General features: G+C 63.9%; 21 protein-coding genes. 17 read left to right on the forward strand and 4 right to left on the reverse strand.

The window, feature by feature from the left end:
• From VMW12_09175 to VMW12_09210, 8 genes are all read left to right on the forward strand, one after another.
• Positions 1-1,355, forward strand: a 1,355-nt coding sequence (locus VMW12_09175; protein HUZ49889.1) for a transcription antitermination factor NusB, incomplete at its 5' end; no start/stop codon positions are given.
• A 10-nt stretch (positions 1,356-1,365) separates the two neighbouring features.
• Positions 1,366-2,067 (forward strand): FhaA domain-containing protein, encoded by a 702-nt coding sequence (locus VMW12_09180; protein HUZ49890.1) that lies wholly within the window; start codon positions 1,366-1,368, stop codon positions 2,065-2,067.
• On the forward strand, positions 2,064-2,486 hold the full coding sequence (locus VMW12_09185) for an FHA domain-containing protein (protein ID HUZ49891.1): 423 nt from the start codon (positions 2,064-2,066) through the stop codon (positions 2,484-2,486). Before VMW12_09180 ends, VMW12_09185 begins: the two co-directional genes overlap by 4 nt.
• Positions 2,477-3,229 (forward strand): hypothetical protein, encoded by a 753-nt coding sequence (locus VMW12_09190; GenBank protein HUZ49892.1) that lies wholly within the window; start codon positions 2,477-2,479, stop codon positions 3,227-3,229. Before VMW12_09185 ends, VMW12_09190 begins: the two co-directional genes overlap by 10 nt.
• Positions 3,217-4,467 (forward strand): FtsW/RodA/SpoVE family cell cycle protein, encoded by a 1,251-nt coding sequence (locus VMW12_09195; protein ID HUZ49893.1) that lies wholly within the window; start codon positions 3,217-3,219, stop codon positions 4,465-4,467. The genes VMW12_09190 and VMW12_09195 overlap by 13 nt, the downstream gene beginning before the upstream one ends.
• A complete protein-coding gene (locus VMW12_09200) occupies positions 4,460-5,227 on the forward strand; it encodes a divergent polysaccharide deacetylase family protein (GenBank protein ID HUZ49894.1) in 768 nt (255 codons plus the stop codon). The genes VMW12_09195 and VMW12_09200 overlap by 8 nt, the downstream gene beginning before the upstream one ends.
• A 65-nt stretch (positions 5,228-5,292) precedes the next feature.
• The gene (locus VMW12_09205; protein ID HUZ49895.1) at positions 5,293-7,080 is read left to right on the forward strand and encodes a diguanylate cyclase; all 1,788 of its coding nucleotides are present in this window, start codon (positions 5,293-5,295) and stop codon (positions 7,078-7,080) included.
• The gene (locus tag VMW12_09210; protein HUZ49896.1) at positions 7,064-7,549 is read left to right on the forward strand and encodes a cytochrome c; all 486 of its coding nucleotides are present in this window, start codon (positions 7,064-7,066) and stop codon (positions 7,547-7,549) included. The genes VMW12_09205 and VMW12_09210 overlap by 17 nt, the downstream gene beginning before the upstream one ends.
• Positions 7,550-7,565: 16 nt before the next feature.
• On the opposite strand, the gene ygiD is transcribed toward VMW12_09210, so the two are convergent.
• Both ygiD and VMW12_09220 read right to left on the reverse strand, forming a co-directional pair.
• Positions 7,566-8,345, reverse strand: coding sequence for a 4,5-DOPA dioxygenase extradiol (ygiD, locus tag VMW12_09215; protein HUZ49897.1), 780 nt, complete (start codon positions 8,343-8,345; stop codon positions 7,566-7,568).
• A 45-nt stretch (positions 8,346-8,390) separates the two neighbouring features.
• Positions 8,391-8,975 carry a hypothetical protein gene (locus VMW12_09220; protein HUZ49898.1) on the reverse strand — a complete coding sequence of 195 codons (585 nt, stop codon included), beginning with the start codon at positions 8,973-8,975 and terminating at the stop codon, positions 8,391-8,393.
• A 117-nt stretch (positions 8,976-9,092) separates the two neighbouring features.
• Between VMW12_09220 and VMW12_09225 the strand changes: the two genes are divergently transcribed.
• Both VMW12_09225 and VMW12_09230 read left to right on the forward strand, forming a co-directional pair.
• A complete protein-coding gene (locus VMW12_09225; protein HUZ49899.1) occupies positions 9,093-9,791 on the forward strand; it encodes a VIT1/CCC1 transporter family protein in 699 nt (232 codons plus the stop codon).
• A gap of 72 nt (positions 9,792-9,863) precedes the next feature.
• Positions 9,864-10,160 carry a winged helix-turn-helix domain-containing protein gene (locus tag VMW12_09230; protein HUZ49900.1) on the forward strand — a complete coding sequence of 99 codons (297 nt, stop codon included), beginning with the start codon at positions 9,864-9,866 and terminating at the stop codon, positions 10,158-10,160.
• On the opposite strand, the gene VMW12_09235 is transcribed toward VMW12_09230, so the two are convergent.
• Positions 10,157-10,576 (reverse strand): transcriptional repressor, encoded by a 420-nt coding sequence (locus VMW12_09235; protein ID HUZ49901.1) that lies wholly within the window; start codon positions 10,574-10,576, stop codon positions 10,157-10,159. The genes VMW12_09230 and VMW12_09235 overlap by 4 nt on opposite strands.
• Before the next feature lie 135 nt (positions 10,577-10,711).
• Here VMW12_09235 and VMW12_09240 point away from each other — a divergent pair, with 135 nt between their 5' ends.
• Genes VMW12_09240 through VMW12_09255 form a run of 4 tightly spaced genes read left to right on the forward strand, consistent with a single transcriptional unit; the run spans position 10,712 to position 16,298 of the window.
• Positions 10,712-11,170: a PadR family transcriptional regulator gene (locus VMW12_09240; protein HUZ49902.1), complete on the forward strand. Its 459-nt coding sequence runs from the start codon at positions 10,712-10,714 to the stop codon at positions 11,168-11,170.
• Between the two features lie 20 nt (positions 11,171-11,190).
• Positions 11,191-13,011 carry an acyl-CoA dehydrogenase C-terminal domain-containing protein gene (locus VMW12_09245; GenBank protein HUZ49903.1) on the forward strand — a complete coding sequence of 607 codons (1,821 nt, stop codon included), beginning with the start codon at positions 11,191-11,193 and terminating at the stop codon, positions 13,009-13,011.
• A 1-nt stretch (position 13,012) separates the two neighbouring features.
• Positions 13,013-15,118, forward strand: a complete 2,106-nt coding sequence (locus tag VMW12_09250) for a 3-hydroxyacyl-CoA dehydrogenase NAD-binding domain-containing protein (GenBank protein ID HUZ49904.1) — start codon at positions 13,013-13,015, stop codon at positions 15,116-15,118.
• Complete coding sequence (locus tag VMW12_09255) at positions 15,111-16,298, forward strand: acetyl-CoA C-acyltransferase (protein HUZ49905.1); 1,188 nt, start codon at positions 15,111-15,113, stop codon at positions 16,296-16,298. The genes VMW12_09250 and VMW12_09255 overlap by 8 nt, the downstream gene beginning before the upstream one ends.
• A gap of 47 nt (positions 16,299-16,345) precedes the next feature.
• Here VMW12_09255 and VMW12_09260 read toward each other — a convergent pair whose 3' ends face one another.
• Entirely contained in the window at positions 16,346-17,206 is an 861-nt protein-coding gene (locus VMW12_09260) for an SGNH/GDSL hydrolase family protein (GenBank protein HUZ49906.1), read from the reverse strand.
• Between the two features lie 289 nt (positions 17,207-17,495).
• Here VMW12_09260 and VMW12_09265 point away from each other — a divergent pair, with 289 nt between their 5' ends.
• The 3 genes from VMW12_09265 to VMW12_09275 all read left to right on the forward strand — a co-directional run bounded on the left by VMW12_09265 (position 17,496) and on the right by VMW12_09275 (position 24,347).
• On the forward strand, positions 17,496-21,101 hold the full coding sequence (locus VMW12_09265; GenBank protein ID HUZ49907.1) for a LuxR C-terminal-related transcriptional regulator: 3,606 nt from the start codon (positions 17,496-17,498) through the stop codon (positions 21,099-21,101).
• Complete coding sequence (locus VMW12_09270; GenBank protein ID HUZ49908.1) at positions 21,098-23,251, forward strand: hypothetical protein; 2,154 nt, start codon at positions 21,098-21,100, stop codon at positions 23,249-23,251. Before VMW12_09265 ends, VMW12_09270 begins: the two co-directional genes overlap by 4 nt.
• A gap of 91 nt (positions 23,252-23,342) precedes the next feature.
• Complete coding sequence (locus tag VMW12_09275) at positions 23,343-24,347, forward strand: hypothetical protein (protein HUZ49909.1); 1,005 nt, start codon at positions 23,343-23,345, stop codon at positions 24,345-24,347.
• The last annotated feature ends 192 nt before the right edge of the window (positions 24,348-24,539 follow it).

A 24,539-nucleotide genomic window follows, 5' to 3' on the forward strand; every position in this document is an offset into this window, starting at 1 on the left:
CGCGATCGCGCGGTGAGCCAGTGAACGCGCGCGAGACGGCCCTGCACGTCGTCCGCGACGTCTTTCCGGCGGTTGCCGGGAGCGAGCGCGGAGCCCAGGATGCGATGGAGTATCGTTCGCGCAAGGCGCAGCTCGATGCGCGCGATCGTGCGTTTGCGACGGAGCTCGCATACGGCGCCATCAAAATGCGGCGAACGCTCGATTTCTACTTGGAGCCCTTTATCGGCGAGCGGCCGCAGCCGCCGCCGCCGGCGATCCACGAGATTCTGCGCTTGGCCCTGTACGAGTTGGTCTTTACCCGCGCCGACGAGCATGCGACGGTTTTTGAATTCGTCAACCTCGCCAAAAAATACGGGCATCGCGGGGTGGCAAATCTCGTCAACGCGGTGCTGCGCGGATTCCTGCGTGACAGGCCGCCCGCGCCCACGCGTGCGTCGTTCGAATCCGAGGATGAGTACTTCGGCGTCGCGTATTCGCTACCGACGTGGCTCGTCAAGCAGTGGCGAGCGGTCTTCGGCGATGCGATGCTCGAATCGATTTGCGCCGCCGTGAACGATCCGGCTCGCAGCGCGATCACCGCGAATCCGCTGCTGATCTCGCGAGACGCGCTGGTGGCGCATCTGATCGAAAGCGGGATTGCGGCCGAGCCGTCGCCCTACGTCGGGGAATCCGTGCTGCTGAGCGATGCGTCGTATGCAGCGCGCAACGAGGCGCAGGCCCAGGGCCGCTGGTGGACGCAGTCCGAGAGCTCGGCCATGCCCGCGGCAATTCTCCATCCGCACCCGGCGGAAGCGGTACTCGACGTGTGTAGCGGCCGCGGCAACAAGGCTCTGCAACTCGGCAGCCGGCTTGCCGGGGACGGCACGCTGCTCTGCGTGGAGCGCGATCAACGCAAGGCCGTCGTGCTGGAGCGCCGGCTTGAGATCGCCGGGATCGCTGCCGGCGTCGTCGTCGGCGACGCGACCGGGCCGATCCTGGGTGCGAGCCAGCGCTTCGACCGCATCCTTTTGGATGCGCCGTGCTCCGGGACCGGCGTGGTCGGACGCCACCCCGAGGCGCGTTGGAAGAAGCAGCTCGGCGATGGCGAACGGCTAGCCCATACCCAGCGCGCCCTCCTCGATGCCTGCTCGTCGCATGCGTTCGAGGGAGGTGCATTGGTCTATGCGGTCTGCTCCACGGATCCGCGTGAAACCACCGAGGTGGTGAACGCATTTCTGGAGCGTCACCACTTCGAGCGCGGACTGATTCCGGGTGTTTTCGAACCGTTTCTGTCGGGCCTGGGCGACGTTGTCGTTCCGCCCGGCGTAGGCGGCCGCGACGGATTCTACATCGCACGTTTGGAGCGAGCGTCATAGGCAACAGAGCATGAGTTGGTTTGCGCGGATCGAGCAGGCGTGCGCCGCCTTCATCGAGCGCACGTTTGCGAAGTCTTTTCCGAGCGACCTCGATCCGGCACAAGTGGCTCGGAAGCTGGTATCGACGATGGAGGCTCGCACGCGCGGCGACGAAGGGCACTTGCTCGCTCCCGGGTCGTACATCGTCTACGTGCACCCGGAAGATTTCGAGCGGCTAGCCGACCATCGAGCCTACCTCGAGCGGGAATGGGCCGAATTGCTGCGAGACATGGCCGCGCGAGTGGGCGTCTATTTCTACGACGGCGGCCCCAAGGTATCGATGGAGGGGCGCGCGAGCGTCCCGGTGGGTTCGGTCGACGTCATCGTGGCGAGCGATGTGACGACCGCGATCAAGCAACCATCACCCCGAGGAGAGTCGCGGCGCTTTCACCTGCGGATGCTCAAAGGTGTTCCGGCGTACGGCGTCTATTTGATCGAGGGGAGGGCGAACGTGGGAAGAAGCGACGACAGCGATATCTTCTTGGTCGATCCGAGCGTCTCTCGAACGCATGCGATCGTAGAGATGGAGGGCGACACGCCGATCGTTCGCGATCTCGAATCGACGAACGGAACCTTCGTGAACGGCGAGCGCGTGGGCAAACGTCGCTTGATGCCGGGCGACGTCCTCGGCTTCGGCAACACGCAGATGCGCTTGGAGACGCTGGGCGAGTGAACTTCGCGGCGCAGATGCGGATCGGATCGCTTGAGATCTCTGCCGCGTTGATGGCGGTCGCTGCAATTGCGGTGATTCCACGCCGGCGGATCGCTTCGGAGATCGGCGCTATCGCGCCGATGCGGGTGCGCTTTCGCGCCATCGAGTTTGGCACGCCGCGCTCGCTCGAGGCCGTTTGTCCGATCGTGGTTGGACGTAGCCCGGAGGCTGGACTCGTCCTCGCGGATTCTGAGGTGAGCCGGCGGCACGCGCGCTTCGAAACCGAACGAGGAACGGTCTTCGTGCGCGATCTGCAGAGCCGCAACGGAACGTTTCTCAACGGGCGCCGATTGCACGATGCGATCGAAGTGCGCGTCGGCGACGCAATCGACGTCGGCACCACGCGCTTGGTGGTAGAGGATATCTCGCCGTGGACGTAGCGATACGCGGGGATCGCGCGGGGTGCTTGACGATGCAACTCGCGGAACACACGTGGTTATTCGCCGTCGCGGCCGGCTTCGGTCGTATCGACGGACAGCCCAGCGCACCCGCAGCGCTCGCACGCGTGCGATCGGAGGGGGAGCGACGCGTGCGCGGCGAGCGTTTCCGTCGCGCGATCGATCGCCCCGCGGCCGCATCCAATGCGTTGCTGAGCATTCTGGCTCGGGTCAACGCCGATCTGTTCGTACGCAGCGCGGCGCACGCCGACTACATTACCGCCGGCTGCTCGATGACGGCCGTGCTCGTGGTGCGGGGACGCGGCTACGTCGTTCACGCCGGAGGGACCGCCGCGTATCTCGCGCACGGCGGCAGCGTCCGCGCGTTAACCGCCGACGATTCGTTTGAGGACGTTCCGCGCCCACTCCTGGCACGCGCGCTGGGGACCAGCCCGAACCTCGACGTCTGCGTTTCGAATTTTGCGCTGCAGCCCGGCGACGTCGTCGTGCTGGTGGCGCACCGCCTGCAAGGCGACATCGATCGCGAGCGATTGATCGCGCACGTCGAACGAGCCGCTGCGAACGAACACCTGCTGGTGGTGCGATTCGACGATACCGACCGTGAAGGACGCGGCGCGCCGGCGATCCTTCAAGGCCGCCCTCCGCTGGCTGTCACGCGGTGGTTGATACGCTGCGCCGCGACGCTCGCGACGCTGGCCCTGGCAAGCACGGGGTGGCTGCGCTGACGCTCGTTCTGCGACGCGTCCTGCCGATGGTTGTCGCGCTCCTCGTGAGCGCGGTGATGTTGCACTTCGCTCCGCCGCAGACGCTCGGATCGCCATGGCTGCTGGGAGCGCTCGCGGTGCTGGCCCTCGCCTGGGTCGTCCTGGCGCCGATGCAGGCCAAGCGGGACGATATGCTGCCCGCCCTAGCGATCGTGCTTTGCGGGCTCGGTTTGACGCTCGTTGCGCGCGTTTCACCGCAACTGGCGCTCAAACAGCAATGGTGGCTGCTCGTCTCGCTCGTCATCGCCATAGCGGTGGGACCCGCGTGCGCGAACGTGCGTCGCCTAGCTTCGTACAAGTATCTCTGGGTATTGGGTTCGCTGATTCTCTTCGTGCTGCTGGTGATCTTCGGGCAAGAAGTCAACGGCGCTAAGCTCTGGATCACCATCGGGCCGGTGCACTACGAGCCGATCGAACTCATCAAGCTCTTTATCGTGTTCTTCTTGGCGGCATACTTGGCGGAGACGGCGGACGTGATTGCCGCCGCGCGGCCGTGGTCGTTACGCGCCAATCTCAAATATCTCGGCCCGCTCTTCATCGGGTGGGGCGCCTCGATGGCCATTCTCATCCTGCAGCGCGATCTCGGGATGGCCGCACTGCTGCTCGCGACGTTTGCAACGCTGCTCTACGTTGCGACGCGGCGCATCGATATCGTCGTGTTCGGCATGGCGATCTTCGCGGTTGCCGCGTTCTGGGCGATGCATCACTTTCCGTATGTCCAGACGCGCGTGGCGGTGTGGCGAGATCCGTTTTCGTCGCCGCTGGGCGCGGGGTATCAATCGTCGCAGGGATATTATGCGCTGTCGGCCGGAGGCTTATTCGGCACCGGCTATCGGCTTGGCCACCCCGGGTTTATTCCGGACGTTGCGACCGACTATATCTACGCGGCGTTCTCCGAAGAGTTCGGTTGGATCGGCGCCATCATCGTCCTCACCGCGTTCCTCGGCATGGTTCGCAGGATGCTTGCGGTCGGGATGGAGCAACCCGATTTGTACGCGAAGCTGCTCGCGACAGGGCTCGGCGCGACGCTGGGATTTCAAGTCTTCATCATCGTGGGCGGCGTTATCGGCGTGTTTCCGCTCACCGGCATCACGTTGCCGTTTATTTCGTACGGAGGAAGTTCGCTGGTCGCGAACTTCCTCTTGGTTTCGCTGGTGTGGGCGATGAGCGGCCGCGTCGCGGCACGCAGGAATGCGTAATTGGTTCTGGAGCACCCTGATCGTTCTCGCGCTCGTAGCGATCGTTGCGGGCTATGTAAGCGGTAGCGGCGCCGCTCATCCGCCGCCGACGGTGGCACGCGGCGCGAGCCACGTGGCGCCGGCGCGGCGTCCCCGCATCCGCGAGGTTGCGGTTCGCGATCTGTTCTCGCGCGACGCCGTCGAGATCGGCCATCCGCTGATGGCGCGGGTGGGACGGCGGCCGCAGCGGTTGAGCATCGTGGTCGGCCTGTGCGGGCAGTCGGTTGCGGTCGAGTCGGGCTTCCTCGGATTGGGCGTGCCGCTGACCTTCGATCTCGATCCCCACGCCGCGCAAGCCGCTGCTTTCGCCGCCGACGTCCGCGCGGCCGGAGACCGCCTGTACGTTCACCTGGAGCGTCCGCCGAGCGCGAGCGAATTGGCGTCGTTGCGGGCACAACTAGGACAATTCGACGGCGTTGCTTCGCGCCGCTCCGCGGGGATGGCTGCGGCTCTAACCGGGCAGACGCTGGCTTTCTTCGACGAACGCGGCGAGGCCGACGCACGCCCGTTTCGACGCGACGGCGTCCCCTTCGTGCAGCGGGATATGACCGTCGACGACCGGGCGCAGCGGTCGTATATCGCCTATATGCTGCGCCGGGCCGCCGAGCGTTCCGAATACGAAGGAGCATCGGTGACGTTGATGCGTCCGACGCCCACCTCGCTTGCCGCGCTGGTAGGGTTTTTGCGCGATAGCCACACGGACATCGTCGCCGCGCGCTAGAATAGACAGCCTAGCGAACGGGGTGCGCGCATTGGTTGAACGGCCTTGTGGAAAGGCGTATATCGGTGTCCTGGCGCGCGTTGATGCTGCTGTGCTGCGTGCTCGCGACCTCGGCTCATGCCGAAGCGGCGGCGATAGCTTTGCCCGCCGATCGCCAGGCGATGTCGATCCTCTCGCAGACATCGGTTGCGAGCGGCGCCTTACCGGAGGCCGCCGTGCTGTCCGGGCGCGCGCTTTTTGAGCCCTATCGGGCCGGTGCGCTACGCGGCTCGCCCGTCGATGTGTGGATGCGGGTACGCATCGGCCCGGTTCCGGCGGGCGCGCGCTGGTTTCTGCGGCTCTCGGTCGTCGATCGCGTCGACGCTTACGTTCCGCTTCGCAGTGGCGTCTACGTGCGCCAGCGCAGCGGCGTCGACATCCCGTTTGTCGCGCGCACGGTTCCTTACACGCTGCCGACATTCGTTATTACGCCCGCCAATTCCGGTCGGCTGCCGATCTATCTGCATCTGCGCTTTCATCCCGACCAACGCTTGACGCTGACGCTGCAGGACGCGCCCCGCTTCTATCGAGCCTCGTTGCTACGTCGCTTCATGCAGGGCGTGTTTCTCGGCGTTCTCTTGGCGGTGTTGCTGTTCAACGTGTACGCGTTCGTCGCGCTTAGAGACGCAACGGCCTTGTGGTATTCGAGTTTTATTCTCGCGCTCGCGCTGTACGAAATCGTCACCACCGGCGTCGGCAGCGAATACCTATGGCCGGACCGCGGCGGCAACGCGCGATTGGCGGTATTGCTCACCGGCACGCTTGCGTTTGCTACGTACCTGCTGTTTGCGCGCGCCTTCCTGCTGCTGCGCCGCAACCTTCCATGGATGGATAGGCTCATCGTCGGGCTTTTCATCGTGCAGACGCTCGTCGCGACCGCTCAATACGCGCTTGCGACGGGAAGGGTGTTGGTCGCACCGTTATTGATCGTGCAAGCCGCGTTGATGTTGAGTGTCGCCGCGGTCGGCATCGTCCGCTGGAGGCAGGGCTTCGAAGCGGCGCGGTTCTTTTCGATCGCGTTCGCCCCGATGTTGATCGGCGTCGCCGCGAATCTGTACTACGACGCCTACCTCCCGGTCGGCGCGCTGTGGTCTTGGGCCGCCTACGGAATCGAAACGGGGGCGACGCTCCAATGCGTCATCATGACCTTTAGCGTGCTCGATCGCATCCAAACGCTCGACCGCCAACGCCATGCAGTCGAACTCGCGCTCTCGAACCAAGCGCTGCGGAACAAGGAGTTGCGAGAGATCGCGCTCACCGATCCGCTTTCCGGTATCCCGAATCGGCTCGCATTCTACGACGGCATTCGCGAGGCGATCGAGCGCGCAAACGGTACCGCCGAGATGGTAGGAGTGCTGTTCATCGACGTCGATGGATTCAAGCACGTCAACGATGCATACGGGCATTCGACCGGCGACGAACTGCTGCGCATCGTCGCTCGGCGCTTGACGACGGTCATTCGCGAGTCGGATATGGCCGCTCGGATCGGCGGCGACGAATTCGCAGTGCTCGTGCGATCGGTTGCGGATGTCAACGAATTAGAACACGCGCGCGAGCGCGTCTTCGCCGCTTTTCTGGAACCTATCGTGATTGATACGCGGAGTTTACGGGTATCGTTGAGCGTCGGCATCGGCGTGTATCCGATGGATGGCGCGAGCGTAGATGAGGTGATCGACGCAGCCGATCGCTCGATGTACGAGCAGAAGCAACGCCACGCGGCGATGGCCGGACGCGCAGGCGGCCTCGGCGATTACCGCGTACTGACGAATAGCGATGTCCTTATGGAGGGTGATCGAAGTGAACCGATACTATAAGCTGGGCCTTGTGGCTGCTGCGCTCACGCTGACACTTGCTGCGTGCGCCAAATCATCGACTTCCGAAACGTCGAGCTCGGCCGCGACCACCGCGGTACCGATGGCCTCGGCAAGCGCCGGTGCCATGACGGCCGCCAACGGTGCCATGGCGAGCGACGGAGCCAAGGTGTACCAGACGAACTGTTCGAGCTGTCACCAGGCCACCGGCGAGGGCGTTCCCTCGACGTTTCCTCCGCTGGCCGGAAACGCAACCGTGGTCGGCGACGCCACGAAGGTGATCCACATCGTGAAATACGGCCTGAAGGGCCAGATCGTCGCGAAGGGAGTAACCTATAACGGCGAGATGCCCGCGTGGGGGACGCAGCTCTCCGACGCCGATATCGCCGCGGCGGTCACCTATATTCGCTCGAGTTGGGGCAACAAGGCCGGCGCAGTAACCACCGCTGAAGTGAAGGCGGTCGCGCAGTAGTCGCGTACGCCCGCGATCAGCCGATTTTCACGCTGAGCATCGAGATCGAGCCGCCGTCGACGCCTTCGACCGGGAACGCGATCGGATCGTTCGGCGCGCGCATCGCCAGGACGTAGAGTAGCGGGAGATAGTGCTCGGGGGTGGGCGCGCACAGGAGCGCGTCCTCTCCGAGGGACTCGTAGTCGACGAGCGGTTCGTCGTTACCAAGCAGCATCGCTTCGCGCGCATAGGCTTCGAAACGTACCGCCCAGTCGAAGGGTGCGACGCTGTGGCGACCCCACGCGAACGTGTGAAGGTTGTGAACCAAATTTCCGCTTCCCACGACGAGCACGCCCTCATCGCGTAGCGGCGCAAGGCGTTGCGCCAGCCGATAATGGGCTCGCGCGTCGAGCGTTTCGTCGAGGCTCAGTTGCACGACGGGGATATCGGCGTTCGGGAAGGCGTGCACGAGTACCGACCACGTCCCGTGATCGAGACCCCATGCGAAATCCAGCCCGGCCGGCGTCGGAGCCAGGAGACCGCGCACGCGCTCCGCAAGCGCGGGCGAGCCCGGCGCCGGATATTGCACGCGATAGAGTTCGGGCGGAAAACCGCCGAAATCGTGAATCGTGCGTGGAGTATCCATCGCGGTAACGTGCGTTCCCGGGAGGTACCAATGGGCGGAGACCGCCAGGATCGCGCGCGGTCGCGGGGTGCTCTGCCCGATCGCTTGCCAACCGCGCGTGTAGTCGTTGTCGTCTAATGCATTGAGCGGGTTTCCGTGGCCGAAAAAGACGACCGGCATGCGTTCCGTCATAACGATTGCGAACCGAACGCGGCGCCGGCGGTTGCGCGATCGCGTTCACGCAACCGAGCGGAATTCGGTATCGAACAGCTCGCAGACATAGGCAAACATCGCCGGGTCGAGGTGGGCTAGGCGGCTGCGCGTGGCTCGCGGCCACGCGGATGCCGGATCGTTCGCTTCGATAAACGCTCTCAACGACTCCGCAAAGTATTCGTCGATGCCGGTCGCTGCGTACGGCGTCACGAAGGCTCGCGCGTTGGAGAAGCAGCGGCGGATCCGCGGATCGATGCCCGAGCGATAGATGCCCGCGCCCAGAGCGCAATCCAGCGCGTGCCCGAATTCGTGAGCCACCGTCATCGGGCTGCGCGAACGAAGATAGACGGTGCGCTCTTCCACGACGAAGAGCCCGGCGGGCGGGGCGGGCCAGCTATCGACGTCGATTCCAAGCCGCTGCAAGGCCGGCGAAGCCTGGGAGTATCGCTCGGATCGGCGTAGCGGCACGACGCGGATCCCGCGCTCGAATGCGTAGTGCAGCGCGCCGATGCCGAAACGCTGGAGCGTTTCGCAGATCGCGGAGTGGCCCAGAAGGCTACGTTCCGGCGCGAGTAAACGGTGGGCGACTGCCGTGGGAGTAGCGGACATCCACACGAGCATCGAGCATCGCGATTGCCGAAAACGAGCCGGCATATGAACGCGGCGTGACTCGATGCGATGCTAGTGCTGGCCTAACGCCGCGCGGTCGTGTATGGTTTTGAGGTTATGCGCGCCCTACACCCTCACATCGAGCGGCACTTTACCGCCTCGGAAGCCGTTCGCGACGTCGTCATCGGAATGTCGGATGGGTTGACCGTTCCCTTTGCACTGGCGGCCGGCATCTCGGGTGCTTTTGCGCAATCGCATTTCGTCGTTACGGCGGGCGTGGCGGAATTGGCCGCGGGCGGAATTGCAATGGGCCTGGGTGGTTATCTGGCGGCTCGCACCGAGCGCGAGCACTATCAGAACGAACTGCGGCGCGAACGCGACGAAGTCGAACGCATTCCCGATCACGAACGCGGCGAAGTGATCGAAATCTTCGAGGGATACGGGCTACGCGGCGATGCGCTCGAGCGTGTGGTCGATGCGATTACGGCGGACCCCGAGCGATGGATCGATTTTATGATGCGTTTCGAATTGGGATTGGAGGCACCCGATCCGAAGCGCGCGCGGAGCGCGGCGGCGATCATCGGCGGATCGTACGTTATCGGCGGTCTCGTTCCACTGTTACCGTACATGTTGATTGCCGATACCGGTCGCGCGTTCGTCGTGTCGGCGATCATCACGATGCTGGCGTTAGCAATCTTCGGCGTGGTAAAAGGGCGCTTCACGGGAGTCGCTCCGCTTAAAGCGGGCTTCCAGACGCTCGCCATCGGCGGCGCTGCGGCTATTGCGGCTTACGCGCTCGCCAAATGGATCGCGTAGCGTAGGCCATTACTCCCACTTTGCCTAAAGCTCCGGGAGTCGCCGCGCCACGCGCGAATCCTATTGTGTCATATGACGCAAATCGGCGAGCTCGTTCTCGATGCTGCCGCGCATCGCGTATATGTCGACGGCGTTACGGTTCAGCTGACGCCGGCGGAGTTTCGGATTCTCGCCGCGCTTTGCGAGAGTCCCGGGCAAGTCTTTACGCGCTCGCAGTTGCTCGACCGGTTAAGTGACGGCGGATCGATTTACGAGCGAACGCTGGACCGGCACATCAATAACTTACGCAAGAAAATCGAACCGAACCCGCGCGACCCGCAGTACGTGCAAACGGTGTACGGAGTCGGCTACCGCGTCAGGCGGCCCTAGGCCGAATCTTCCAGGCGCGAACACGCGGCGCAGCGTCCCCGGAAGTGCACGGTAGCGTTCGCGATCGCGCCGCCGATCTGTGCCGCTAGTGCGGTGGTGACGGTGGCCGGAATCGAGAAATCGACGTCCTGTACGTCGCCGCATCGGTCGCAGCGGAAGTGTGCGTGTGCGGGTCCCGCCGGCTCGTAATAGGCGCGCTCCGCTCCGTGTGGCGTAATCTCCGAGACCAGCCCGAGGTCGCGAAGCTTGGTGACGGCCCGGTAGACGGTCGTGAAACCGATCCGCGGCTGCCTGGATTGGGCTAGCGCGAAGAGATCGGCCATGGCGAGGTGCCGCCCGATCCCCTGCTCCTGAACGATTTCATAGACCAGGCGGTGGCTTTTGGAGAGGGGGGCGTGGGGAGCGGAGGGGTTCATGGCGCTATCCTACCACGACGCGCGAAGCCTTGTCGAAAGCGGAAGTCGTTTTCATGCGGGCCGGTCTTTCCGCCCCTTTCTCCCAGAGGGTGCAGGAATCGGGTCTTTATTAAAAATAATAATGCATTATATATCATGAGCGCTCGTAGTAAGGGACCAGCCGAAGAGGTCATCCGGGGGCCGATCAAGTCCAAAACGGTCTTCCCCGTCCTGATTCTCCACCTGCTGGCCACGGAACCCGACCATGGGTCCGGCTTGATGCAACGCATCGAGTCTCTCTGCCACGGGCTATTGGCCGTGAATACCAACACGATCTACCCGCTGTTGCGGCGATTAGAGGAACGCGGGTTTATCGTCGGCGAGTGGGAGCATCCAACCAAGCGCTCCCGGCGGTATTACCGCATCACCGACGACGGACGCGCTCGCCTCGACCGCATCAAAACTGGAATGTTGCCCTACCTTGACATGCTCGCCGGATCGATCGCTCGGCTTCGCCGCGAGCTCTACGACGCCGACGCGACAGCACAACCGCGCACGAGCGGAACGCTGCGCGCCAACGGCGTCACCTCCACTGCAACGTCTGCGCTAGCCTAGCGGAAAGAATCACCACTGCCATGAGTACGTATCAAGCCCCCCTGCGCGATATGCAATTCGTTTTGCGCGAGCTCGCCGGTATCGATGAGATCGCGAAGCTCCCCGGTTTCGAGGACACGACCGACGTTCTCGATTCGATTCTGGAAGAGGCCGGCGCATTTGCGACCGGCGTGCTCGACCCGCTCAACCGTACGGCCGACAAAGAGGGCTGCACGTGGAAAGACGGCGAGGTCACCACGCCCAAGGGTTTCAAAGAAGCCTATAAAAAATTCGCCGACGCCGGATGGATCGGCTTGCCGGTGCCGGCCGAATACGGCGGCCAAGGCCTGCCGCAACTCTTGCTCGGCCCGACGCTCGAAATGTGGAACGGTTCCAACATCGGTTTTGCGAACGGTCCGCTGCTGAACCAGGGAGCGATCGAAGCGATCGAACTGGTGGGTTCGGACGAACAGAAGAAGACGTACATTCCGAATTTGGTCTCCGGTAAATGGACCGGCACGATGAACTTGACCGAACCGCAGGCCGGCTCCGATCTGGCGGCGACGACGGCGAAAGCCGTGCCGCAAGGCGACCACTACCTGCTTAAAGGCCAGAAGATTTTCATTACGTTCGGCGAGCACGACTTAGCCGAGAACATCATTCACTTAGTGCTGGCGCGCCTTCCCGACGCTCCGCCCGGCACCAAAGGCATCTCGCTGTTCATCGTTCCGAAGTTCCTGGTGAACGCCAACGGTACGCTCGGCGAAAAGAACGACGTCGTGTGCGTCGGCATCGAGCACAAGCTCGGTATCAACGGCAACCCGACCTGTACGATGGCGTACGGCGAGAAGGGCGAGGGCGCCGTCGGCTATCTCGTTGGAGAGCCCAATCGCGGCCTCGAATATATGTTCATCATGATGAACGCGGCCCGGTTCTCGGTCGGCGTGCAGGGCTACGCGGTCGCGGACCGCGCGTACCAGCATTCGCTCGAGTACGCTAAGGAGCGCGTGCAGAGCCGCGACGCCGCTTCGCGCAATCCGCAGTCGGTGCGCATCATCGAGCACCCCGACGTGCGACGCATGCTGATGTGGCAGAAATCGCAAATCGAAGCGATGCGCGCGCTAGCGTACGTCACGGCAGCCTCGCTCGATCTCGCGCACAAGCATCCCGACGAGAAAGTGCGCAAGGAGCACAAGGCGTTCGTCGAGTTGATGATTCCGGTGGTCAAGGGCTGGTCGACGGAAGTCTCGCAAGATTTGGTTTCGACCGCGCTCCAGATTTTCGGCGGCATGGGCTACGTTGAAGAGACCGGCATCGCGCAGCAGTATCGCGACGTACGCATCACCACGATCTACGAAGGCACGACCGGCATCCAGGCGCTCGATTTGGTCGGCCGCAAGCTCATCCGCGACATGGGCGCTACCGCAACTGCGGTGATCAAGCAAATGGAGAAGTTCGCCAAGGAAGCCGCCGCGCACGACAACGCCGATGTGAAGGCGCTGGGCGAGGCGCTGCTCAAGGGCATCGCGACGCTCGGTGAAGTCTCGCAATGGATCGGTATGAATGCGATGGGCGACCTGCATAAAGCCTTCGCGTGTTCGGTGCCGTATCTCAAGCTGTGGGGCGTCGTTGCCGGTGGTTGGCAGATGACGCGCGCGGCCAAGGTGGCGGCGGAAAAGATCGCCGCCGGCGATACCGACCCGTTCTACAGCTCCAAAATCACCACGGCCAAGTTCTACGCTTCGCACGTGATGACGCAGGCGGCATGGCTCAAACGCCAGGTCATCGACGGCTCCGGCGACGTCATGACGCTGCCGGAATCGGGCTTCGAGCTCGACCGCAAAGCGGCGGTCACCGCGTAACATGGCACAGGTGCACGTGGAGGATCGCGACGGCGTTCGCATCCTCACCCTGGATAATCCGCCGGTGAACGCGCTCTCGTTCGCATTCTCGGCCCAACTGCTCTCGGCCGTCGAAACGGCCGAGAGCGACCCCGCAGTCAAAGCGATCGTCATCGCCGGCGTCAACAAGAATTTCTCCGGCGGCGCGGACGTCAACGATTTCTCGACCGAGCCGACACCCGAAACGAAAACGGTTCGCGACGTCATCGCCGCGGTCGAACGCAGCACAAAAACGTACGTTGCGGCGATCGACGGCAATGCGTTGGGAGGCGGGCTCGAACTCTCGCTGGCCTGCGACTATCGCGTTGCGACCGCAAAATCGAAGGTCGGACTACCCGAAATTAAACTCGGCCTTTTGCCGGGAGCCGGCGGCACGCAGCGTCTGCCGCGTCTGATCGGTGCGCAAGCGGCGCTCGAAGTGATGCTCAAAGGCTCGACGCACCCCGCGCCCAAGGCCAAAGAGAGCGGCATCCTCGACGAAGTCGTGGAGTCGGACGTCGTCGACGCGGCCGTCGCACTCGCCCGGCGCGTCGTCGCCTCGGAGCCCAAGCGTCGTCTCTCGCAACGCAAAGCGATCATCGGCAAGGGCATCAGCATGCAAGCCGCGCCGTTTATCGTCTCGCAAGCGCACAAAATGGTGCCGCCGGAGAACAACGGCGGTTTTGCGGCGCACAAACTGATCGACGCCGTCGAAGCCGCGGTCACGCTGCCGTTTGAGTTCGGTATCGCGCGAGAAGCGCGGCTATTCGAAGAACTCGTGCGCTCCGCGCCGTCCGCCGCGCTTCGCCACGTCTTCTTCGCCGAGCGCGAACTGAACAAGATCCCCGGCCTACCCGCGGCCGAGCCGCTGGAGATCAAAAAAGCGGGCGTCATCGGCGCGGGCACGATGGGATCCGGCATTGCCATCACGTTTGCCAACGCGGGCATTCCTTGCGTGGTGGTCGATTCGAACGAAGAAGCGGTCGATAAGGCCAAGCAGACCGTCTTCGGCATGTTCATGTACCAAGTGCAAAAAGGGAAGATGTCCCAGGAAGAAGCGTGGAAGCGCGGTCAGTCGATCGTCTTTACGCACGAGTGGGAGGAGCTTGCGGATGCCGACGTCGTGATCGAGGCCGTGTTCGAAAACATGGACGTCAAGAAAGACGTGTTCAAGAAGCTCGACGCGATCGTGAAACCCGAAGGACTATTGGCATCGAATACGTCCACGCTGGATATCGACGAGATGGCTTCGGTGACCAAGCGTCCCGACAAATTCGTCGGGTTGCATTTCTTCGTTCCGGCCAACATCATGCCGCTGCTCGAAATCGTCCGCGGCAAGGCGACTTCGCCGCAGACGCTGGCAACGGCGTTCAAACTCGGCAAGACGCTGCGCAAAACGGCCGTGCTCTCGACCAACGCGTTCGGCTTCATCGGCAACCGCATGGTGTTCGATTATGCCGGGGCTGCGGGAGCGCTCGCAGAGGAAGGCGTCTCACCCGCGCGCATCGACCGCGTCGCGAAGGCGTTCGGCTTCCCGATGGGACCGTTCGCGATGGGCGATCTTTCGGGCATCGACGTCGCCTGGCATATCGGCAAGGCGCGCCCGGATATTGCGAGCGGCCGCACCAACGTGATCGATCGCCTGGTCGAGATGAAGCGCTTGGGCCAGAAAACGATGGCCGGATACTTCAAGTACGATAAAGCGGTCGGCAAAGGCCGCGAGCCGATCCCCGACCCCGAGATTGAAGCGCTCTTTGCGGACGAAGCGGCGAAAGCCGGAATCAAACCGCGTGAAGTGAGCGATGAAGAGATCTTGCAGCGCTTAACGTTTGCGCTGGTCAATCGCGGCGCGTATCTGCTCGAAGAAGGCGTCGCGCTGCGCCCGGGCGACATCGACATCGTCTACGTGTACGGATACGGCTTCCCGCCGCATCACGGCGGCCCGATGTGGTATGCCGATGAGGTTGGAGTCAAACACGTCTACGATACGATCGTGAAATTCGGTTGGAAGCCCGCGCCATTGCTGGAACAAATCGCCAAGCACAACGGCACGTTCGCTACGTATAAAAAGGAGTTAGTCAATGCGTGAGGCGGTTATCGTCTCGGCGGCGCGGACGCCCATCGGTAAGGCATTTCGCGGTGCATTCAATCAAACGTCCGGAGCCACGCTCGTCGGCCACGCCGTACGGCACGCGATCGAACGGGCGGGCATCGATCCGGCCGAAATCGACGACGTCGTCGTCGGATCGGGGCTCCCCGAGGGATCGACCGGTAACAACATCGGGCGCACGGCCGCGCTGCGCGCCGGCTGCCCGGTCAGCGTTTCGGGACAGACCGTCAGCCGCTTCTGCGCGTCGGGGTTGGATGCGGTGGCATCCGCCGCCAAACGCGTGATCGTCGACGGTTCGAACGTCGTGGTTGCGGGCGGCGTCGAATCGATCTCGCTGGTACAGAACAACATCAACATGACGCACTACACGGACGAGTGGTTGCTGCGTCATACGCCCGACATCTACATGCCGATGCTGTACACCGCCGACGACGTGGCGAAGAAGTACAAAGTCTCGCGCGAACGCCAGGATGAGTACGCGTTTCAAAGCCAGCAGCGTACCGCCGCGGCGCAGGCCGCGGGACGCTTCGATGCGGAGATCGTCGCGCTTCCGTCCTGGAAGTACAACCAGGATAAAGAAACCGGGGTCGTTACCGAAGAGCATGTGGTCTTGAAGAAGGACGAGGGCAATCGGGCGGATACCACGCTCGAAGGCCTCTCCTCGCTCAAAGGCGCCGTTCCCGGCGTGAAAGAGACGACGATCACGGCCGGCAACTCTTCGCAACTCTCCGACGGCGGCGCGGCCATGGTGATCATGGATCGCAAGCTTGCGGAGCAACGCGGCCTCGAACCGCTCGGCATCTACCGCGGTTTCGTCGTCGCCGGATGCGAACCGGGTGAAATGGGCATCGGACCGGTTTTTGCCGTGCCGGAACTGCTCAAGCGCAACGGCTTGAAGATCGACGACATCGGTTTGTGGGAACTGAACGAAGCGTTCGCGGTACAGACGGTCTACTGTCGCGATACGTTAGGGATCCCCAACGATCGCTTTAACGTGGACGGTGGCGCGATCTCGATCGGCCACCCCTACGGCATGAGCGGCGCGCGCATGACGATGCACGCGTTGATCGAAGGCAAGCGCCGCGGCGTCAAATACGTCGTCGTCACGATGTGTATCGGCGGCGGCATGGGCGCGGCCGGGCTGTTCGAGATCGCATAAGACCAACGAACGCGGGCCGGCGAGAATTCTCCGCCGGCCCGCGTTTTTTACAACTGCCGTTCGAAGAGTTGCGCGATAAGTGCGTAACCGGCGTTCGTCGGATGTAGGTCCTTGGTTGGGCCGCAGATGAGGGACAACCTACACAACGTGGCGTTTCCGCCCGGTGCGGCATTGAATGACGAGAAGACATGAACTGTGCCGGCGTTGAAAGCGCTCGCCTCTTTGGTGATAATGCCATTTAGCTCTTTGACTTGTTGGTTGGAACGAGGGTGAGCTACGGCGAGCCAATTATAATAGGTCATCACGAGTATTTTCGTCTTCGGCGCCGCGGAACGCAATTGACTCAAAATGGAATGAAGATTACTCTCTAGCGTCTTCGACGCTGCCGGCCAACCGTTCTGCAAACAGGTTTCGAACGTTGATTCGTCCGTGCATTTGAGTTCGATCGCACGCAGGTCGTTTATTCCTAAATCGAGCGTAATGAGCTGTACGTCGCCATGGTTGTTGCGCAGATCGCCGAGCGCTTCTGTAAGCTGAGCCCCTTTGTACTGGACGTGCATGGGCAGAGGCGTGTGGCCGAAGGGTTTGCCGGTGGTTGCAAAACCGCAAGGCCCTTGAATGAATGAAGAAGACGTTTCCGCAGGGCAACCCAAATCGACGACGCGCAGCCCCGGGGTCGTGCTGTCGAGCCTCTCGGCTATGAGATTGACGTAGCCGGTGTTGAAGCTCGAGGCCGTTACGTCGCCTGCGGCAATTTCTTGTTTGAGATGGCCGATTTGCATGCCGTACGCGAGTGAATCGCCAAGGGCAAGATACGTCGGCGCCGCCGCTGACGTCGCTGCCGGGCTATAGCCGATGCAGGACGCGCACAGCATGGAAACGAGGCCCAAAATCATCGTATATCTCACAGTTTTCTCTCCTCAAAAATGTGAAGTGATTCCCTAACAACCATCGCCCGTGTCCGCGGTGTTCGTTAGGGCGATCGACCGTCCCGTTGCCCGGCCGGGCAGCGGGGCCACGACGGCGAGGCCTTGCGCGCAGGGAACGAGAACCTTTCCGGTCGCCAATCTAGCCAGTCGCGGCTATTGATGAATAGTCATCCGTCTGGATTCATGGAGGAACGCCGCTCGCGCGCTTGCTCGTGTAACCTCTGAAGTACGGAGGTACGCTACGACGAGCGTTCTGGCACTCTCGCTCATGACCCGAGGACAACGGGGCGCCGGCCGGCTACCGGTACCGCTCGCTCGCTCGATGCCGCCGCAGGGTGGGGTCGGGACGGTGCGACGAGAGCGTTTGAATTCGCAGTGGAATCGGCTGCTGCAGGTTCCGGTTGCAACCGTGACCGGCGCGGGCGGCTACGGCAAGACGACCCTGCTCCTGGCGTGGCTCGACGCGCTGGCCGGCGAGGCACATACCGCCTGGCTTACGCTGGTCGCCCACGAAGCGACCCTCACCGAACTCGTCGAAGGCGTCGTGCTTGCATGCGCTCGAGCCTTCCCGGATTTCGGCGGCACCGTGCGCGGGCTGCTGAACGAGCGCATCGAAGACCCGCGGGCCTACGCTCGGGCCGTCGCCAACGAACTCTACGTTCTCACCGAGGAATCCGGCGCACACCTCGTGTTGTTCGTCGACGACGCCGATGCGGCGATCGACGACGAAAGCGCTGTGGCGTTTCTCACAGCGTTGCTGCAGTCGTTGCCGCCGCGCGTTCACGTCGCGTTTGGTTCGCGCCGGCGGCTGAGTTTCGCGCCGCTCGCGAAGCTGCGCAATGTGGGGCGCCTGCTCGAAATCGGCGAGGACGACCTGCGGTTCCGGCCGGAGGAAGCCGAGCAGATGGTTGCGGATCGCGCGCTCGCCGACGTCCTGATTGCCCGCACGGAAGGCTGGGCGATCGCGGTGCACCTCACCGCCACGCTTGCAAAAGAGCGCGCCTTCGCATTGAACGGAGCCTTTCCGGCAGCGGGCGAAGCGGTGTTTCCATTTTTGGCTGAAGAGGTGGTCGCGGCGCTCGACCCGGACGTGCGCGAAATGCTCGGCGCCCTCGCGGTCCCCGCGATGCTTGACGAGACGACGGTCAATTATGTCTTGGAGCGCAGCGACGGCCTTGCGATTCTGGCGCGGCTGGCGGAGCGCGCGCTCTATCTGCGACAAGCCGACGACGGAGCCTGGCATCTGCACCAGCTTTTTCGCGACTTCCTACTCGCGCGGATGAAGCGCGAACAGCCCGAACGCGAACGGGAGGTTCGTCGCCGCTATGCGGCGCTGCTGCGCGAACGTGGCGACAAACTCGGGGCGTTGGAGCAAGTCATCGAAGCCGGTGACCTCGTGGAGATCGTCGAGTACGTGCAAGAGGCGATCGTGGCGATTCGCTTCACCGATCGCTATCGACGGTTGCTGGAACTGCTCGCACTGGTCCCGGAGGAAGCCTACCGGCGTAAACCGATGCTGTACCGCCTGCGCGCGAGCGCTCTCCAGCGGGCCGGGCGCTGGGAGGACGCCGACGCGCAGTTACGCGCCGGTTACGAATCCGCGCGGCACAACGGGGACGACCGTACGGCTTGCGTCGCACTCCTCGAACGAGGCGTTGGGCTCGGTACGTTTCGATTCCGCATGCACGGCGATCATTCCGAAAGTGAAGCCTGTTTTCGCGAGGCCTTAACCCTTGCCGACGGTCCGTCGCTGCGCGATCGTCCGAACTTCCGCCAACTCTCGTACGAGGTGCTGGGGTTGGTGCACGCGCTGCGCTTCGAGTACGAGGAGGCGTTCCGGTGGTTCGCGCAGGCCGAGCGCCTGGAACTTGCCGCATCCTCGCATGCGGAACTGCTCTTCGTCGAGATCGCGCGCGTCTACGGATGGATCGGCGATTGGCGGCGTTCGCTCGAGTACGCGGAGCTCGCCGAAGAATTCTTCCGCGCCGACTATCCGTTTCACGTCGGCTATGCGCTGCTCGTCGTGTCGAAGGCCCTCATCATGCTCGGCGAGGATGGCGAGCGCGCCGTCGCGAGTTGTCGCGAGGCGGTTGAGGCGCTGCGATCTTCGTACGAAGATGAGGAACTCGGCGTGGCATATACGGTGTTGGCGGAGGCGCTGCTCGCTGCCGCCGACCCGGATTTTGCGGAAGTCATCGAAGCATGCGATGCCGCGGAGCGTTTCGTCGACGTTCGGAACGCGCCGAGTCGCTGCGAAATCGCGTTGCTGCGGGCGAAGGTGGCGCTCCGCGGCGGCGACGAGCCCGGGTGGGCCGATGCGATTCGGCGCGCGACGCGGCTCGCGCAAGGCGACCGCTGGTTGACGGCACGCATCGATCTCGAACGAGCGTGGTTCGCGCACGTGCAGGGAGAGGATCGAAAGGCGCTCGAGGGATTCGATCGCGCGCTGGCAAGTTTCGGCGAGATGCAAGACCGTTACCATCATGCGATCGCGCGCGTCGGGCGGAACGCGCTATCGGCGCGCGCGAGAACGCTCGATGAAGCAGAAGCGCGCGCGCTGTTGGAGGAACTCACCTCGCAGGGCGCGGCGTATGCGGTATTGCGCTACGCTCCGTCGGCGCGTGAGGTCTTTCATTGGTGCCTGCGTCACGGCGTGGACGTGCGCGCTGCGCAGTCGCTCTACGAGCGGCTGGATGCGATCGATACGGAGGAACTCGTCGCGATCACAAGAGACGCTCAAGCCGCGCCGTCCGGCCGCGCGGGCGCGTTACGTTTGCTCGCCGCGCGCGAAGGCGTGGGTGCCGATAGCCGCCCGCTGCTGCGCGAATTGTCAACCGATCCTCAAGCCCAAGTTGCCGCTGCGGCCGCGAATCTGCTTGAGACGCTTCCCGAGCACGTCATCTCGCCGCTCCGCATCTCGGCGATCGCGGGATTGAGCGTTTCGTCGAGGGATGGCGAGATTCAGGAAGGCGACGCGCGTTGGGGACGCCGCAAGGCCGCGGAATTGTTACGTCTGCTCGCCATTGCGGGAGCGCCGCTAACAAAGGGCGCCGTGCTCGGCGCGCTTTGGCCGGATGCGGACAAGGGGCGTGACGTCACGCTGCGCGTCGTGATTCATGCGTTGCGCAGAGCGCTCCAGCCGGCGAGCGACAACTCTTCGGAGTACGTCGTGTACGACGGCACGACGATTGCGCTGCGCCGTAGCAACGTCGAGTGGATCGACAGCGAATCCGCGCTCGGCGATCTCCAGCGCGGGAAACATCTCGCGTCGGTAGGCGCCTTCGATGCCGCGGCGCCGTTCCTTGAAGACGCCTGCGAGCGGCTGGGCGACGCGCCGAAAGAAGAGGCGGCGCCGGTGTGGCTGCAGCCCCACGTGCGGCGGTGGCGCGTGGCGAGGCTCGACGGCTTGCATTCGCTTGCATCGGTTTACGCCGCCCAACAGCGTTACGACGATGCGCTTGCCACGGTGCGCCGCGCGCTCTCACTCGATGCGCTCGACGAAGCGACCGTATGCCTAGCCTTGGAACTCCTCGCGAAAAACGGCTCTTTCGCTGAAGGACACGCGCTCTATGCCGCTTACAAACGGCGGCTCGCCGATGCGCTCGGGGCGGTGCCCGGAGCGGAAGTGGTCGAGCGTTACTCGCGTCTCTTGTCCGGTCGCTCGGAGCATAAGCGCACCGAGCTTTCGAGCCGCGAGATCGAAATTCTGCGGCTGGTGGCGCGGGGGCAGACGAGTAAAGAGATCGCGCACGCCCTAGCATTGAGCGCCTTTACGATTAACAACCACGTCGGACGAATACTGAAGAAGCTCGGTGTCGAGAGCCGTGCGGCCGCCGTCGCCTACTTACATACAAACGAGGACTTTGCGCGATGATACACCCCATCCGAGCTTTGATAGCGGCCTTCGCGCTTGCTGCGGCCGTGCCGCTGAGCGCGTGCAGCGGCGGCGGCGGAGCCTCCGGCTCTGCGGTTGGCCCGGCTCAACCATCGGCTTCGCCCGCCGTCGCGCCCACGCCCACGGCGGTGGGAACGCAAGCGTTTCATATCGTCATCGAGTCCTCGGGCATGCGCACGGTCGCCCTTGCGCCCACCGGCACGTCGCCGGCGCTGCCGCCGGGCTTCCTCGTCGGCTCGCCGGTCGCAAACGCCGCCGTCACCTATCCCGACGGCAGCGTGCAGTACGCCGACGGGTCGGGCGTCTTTCGCGCGGCGGCGTCGAGCTATGCCGCGAAATACGCCGCAACGCTACAAACCAGCGCGGCCGCTCAACCGTTCGTGAAAGTCTCCGATCCGCAAGGCGGGGTCGTCGCAGGCGGCGCTAACGTCCTGGTCTACGCGTCCGGCAACGCGACGTCGCGTTTAGGCGGGGTCGCGCTGCTTCCGACCGCCGCGCTCCTCTTCTCCGGTAACACGCTGACGCTGGTTGCCGCCGGTACCGATGTCGACGATCTCGTGGCCTCGCTCGGTAACGCGCAGATCTCTTGGCAAAGCGCGAACGGCGCGACCATCGTGCCGCTGCCGGGGACGAACCAAGCAACGTATCTCGCGCCGGCCTTGCCGGCCGGTTCGCAGCCGAGCCTCGATACGGTGACGGTAACGGTCAACGTTCCCGGCGTCACGGTGCCCTATACCGCCACGGCCCAGGTTCAGACGATCGCCACCGGCGGTGCGTTCACTGCTACGGGCACGATCGGTGCGCCGTACGGCCTGCTGGGCGGCGGCACCGCGGCGTTCATCGCGAGCGATAGACCGCGCCTTTTCCCATCGTTCAACTTCTTCGCACTCGCCGACGCGAAAGGCGCGTATTCCGCGCTGCTGCCGCCGAACATGGATTTCAACCTCGGCATCGGTGCGCCGGGTAGCGCGGCGAATATTTCACCCGCGACGCTTACGCCGGGCGGCGGGTCGTCGTTCACGAGCGGTGCCGCCGGTGCGAGCGGGGTCGCGAATCTGCTCCTTGGTAGCTCGGGCGAACTCGACGATAGCAAGGACGATGCGAAAAATGCGTACCCGGATCCGGTCGTAAGCGTGCGCGATGCGTGGCTTGCGCGCGAAGTCACGCGGCCGTATCCGTTTTGGGCCGATGCCGGAGTACTCGGCGTCTTGAACGCCGGGCCGGCGACCGGCTCGATGAAACCGGTCGGCAGCGGGCTCTTCGCGCAGTGGTGCTATCAGTGGCAGAATAACAACGGCACGAACGTTCTGGCGGTCGTCGAGAACGCGGACGGTTCGTGCACCGCGCCCGGCAACGACGCGTTCGACATAACGCCGCAAGCGGCGTCCGGAGCGTATGCGTTTACGGAGTATCGCGCGCTCTCGGGCGGATACGCGCTCCCCGGTACCGTCTCGGCGTCGTCGAACGCGCTCTTGGTCGCGAGCGGCTCGTGGCAGCAGAGTCTTGCGAACTCCGGGGGAGAGGTGACGGGCGACGTCGCGAGCGTGCAGATCGCCTTCTACGGCCCGGTCAGTCAAACGCTCGGCTCGCCCGTTGGGCAGCTCGCGTTTCAATACACCTACTCGGCATCCGGCAATAGTGCGAGCGTACAACTCGGGAGCATCGCTTTGAGCGATCCCGTAACGGGCTTGAATCTGGCAACCGGTTCCGCTGCATTGACGCGCCCGGTCGCGACATCCTCGTGCGTGGGAAGCAACTCCCCGAGCTGTTACGCCGGCACGGCGGCGCTCGTGCGCACGTACGCAATCGTCGGAACGTTGGCAACGCGCAGCTATAACACGCAGGACGTCATCTATGGCGACGGCTCCGAAACGCACACCGTCACGAGCGCGAATGCGGGCGATGCGAGCCGCGTGACGATCCCGATCGCCTCCGCGCTCGCGCGCGTGCAGGGTTCGTGCCTCGTCTGCAGCTCGAAACTTGGAGCGCTGTTCGACTCCGATGGGCAGACGCAGATCGGCGCGTACACCGTTTCAGCGTCCCAAGCGGTCGGTTTGAGCCTCCTGAACACCTCCGAAGGCGACTCGCAAGCGGGGACGCTCTTCGGAGCGCTCGGATTCGTGCTTTGATGAAAGATCGTTAACGGGCGAAACGGGGCGTAACGGCGCGCGCATCGCCAGAGGCGTATCGTGAGCATATCTTCACGGAGGTTCTCAATTCATGATCAAACACAAAACCCTCACCCTTTTCGGAGCCACGGCGGGCCTCGCGTTGGTCCTCGCAGCCTGCGGAGGGGGCGGGGGCGGCAGCACGTCCGGAGGCTCGCTGACGCCGCCGACCATCCTGGGCGCGACCGGCGCGACAAAGATCGGCGTCACCGTCGCCGCAGCCAGCGGCAGCGTTCTGCCGTTCGCCGCGCGGCGCAAAGCCATGTCGGCCGGCTCGAGCACCCCGACGCCCGTTACGGTCACGTACAACGGCGCCACGGTCGCGACCGGCACGCTCGACGGAAACGGTTTCAGCGAACTGACGTTTTCGCAAGCGCTTCCCGTCGGTGCAACCGTGACGGTCACGGTCGGTAGCGGATCGACCGCGATCGTCGCGACCGTAACGCTGGCAACGGCCATCGCCGCAACGGCGTCGGATATCGTCTATAGCGCCGGCCCGCCGCCCGCCATCACCGTCCAGAGCGCCGCCGACCAGAGCGGAACCGGTACGGTCGAACCCAGCGATCCGGAGCAGCAGACCGCAACGGAGAACCCCTCCGACGGACAAGACCAAAACGTCAACAGCAGCGACGGAACGCTGCCGGCGAATCTCCCGATCGCGATTACCGCGTGCGGGACCTCCACCATCACGGTTTCGCCGATCGCCGGCGGCCCGACCGGCGGCGGCTACGGCTTGAAATTCGAGGAGAAAGTCAGCGACTCGGACTCTTCGCCGCAATTCGAGTACAAGACCACCGCATTCACCGGACCACTAACGTTCCCGTACCTCTCCACCGCCGCGCGCATCGACCTGACGGTCACGCAGAACGGCCAGGAACTCGTATCGATCGAGGCTCCGATCGGAGCCGTTACCGGAGGCGGCGGCGCTTCGCCTTCGCCCTCGCCGGCGAGTTGCCCGACGCTCTCGCCGATCGTAACCCCATCACCCAACGCGACGTCGTCGCCGAGCGCATCGGGCTCACCTAGCGCCTCGCCCGCACCGACCGCAACGCCGTAAAACGCGTCCAAGAACGCCCGATAAAAGAAGCGCAACCCACACGGGTTGCGCTTCTTTACGTGAGTCGACGTGACGGCATGCCGGCATCGTTGCGACTCGTCGGGAAAGATGATGGCGGCGACTGCGTTAAGCGCGAGGGGCATGACCATCCGTACTACCTGCCGTTCGACTCGCGCGCGTATGGAATGATCG

It is taken from the genome of Candidatus Dormiibacterota bacterium (genome assembly GCA_035532835.1).
Classification (GTDB): Bacteria; Vulcanimicrobiota; Vulcanimicrobiia; order Vulcanimicrobiales; family Vulcanimicrobiaceae; genus DAHUXY01.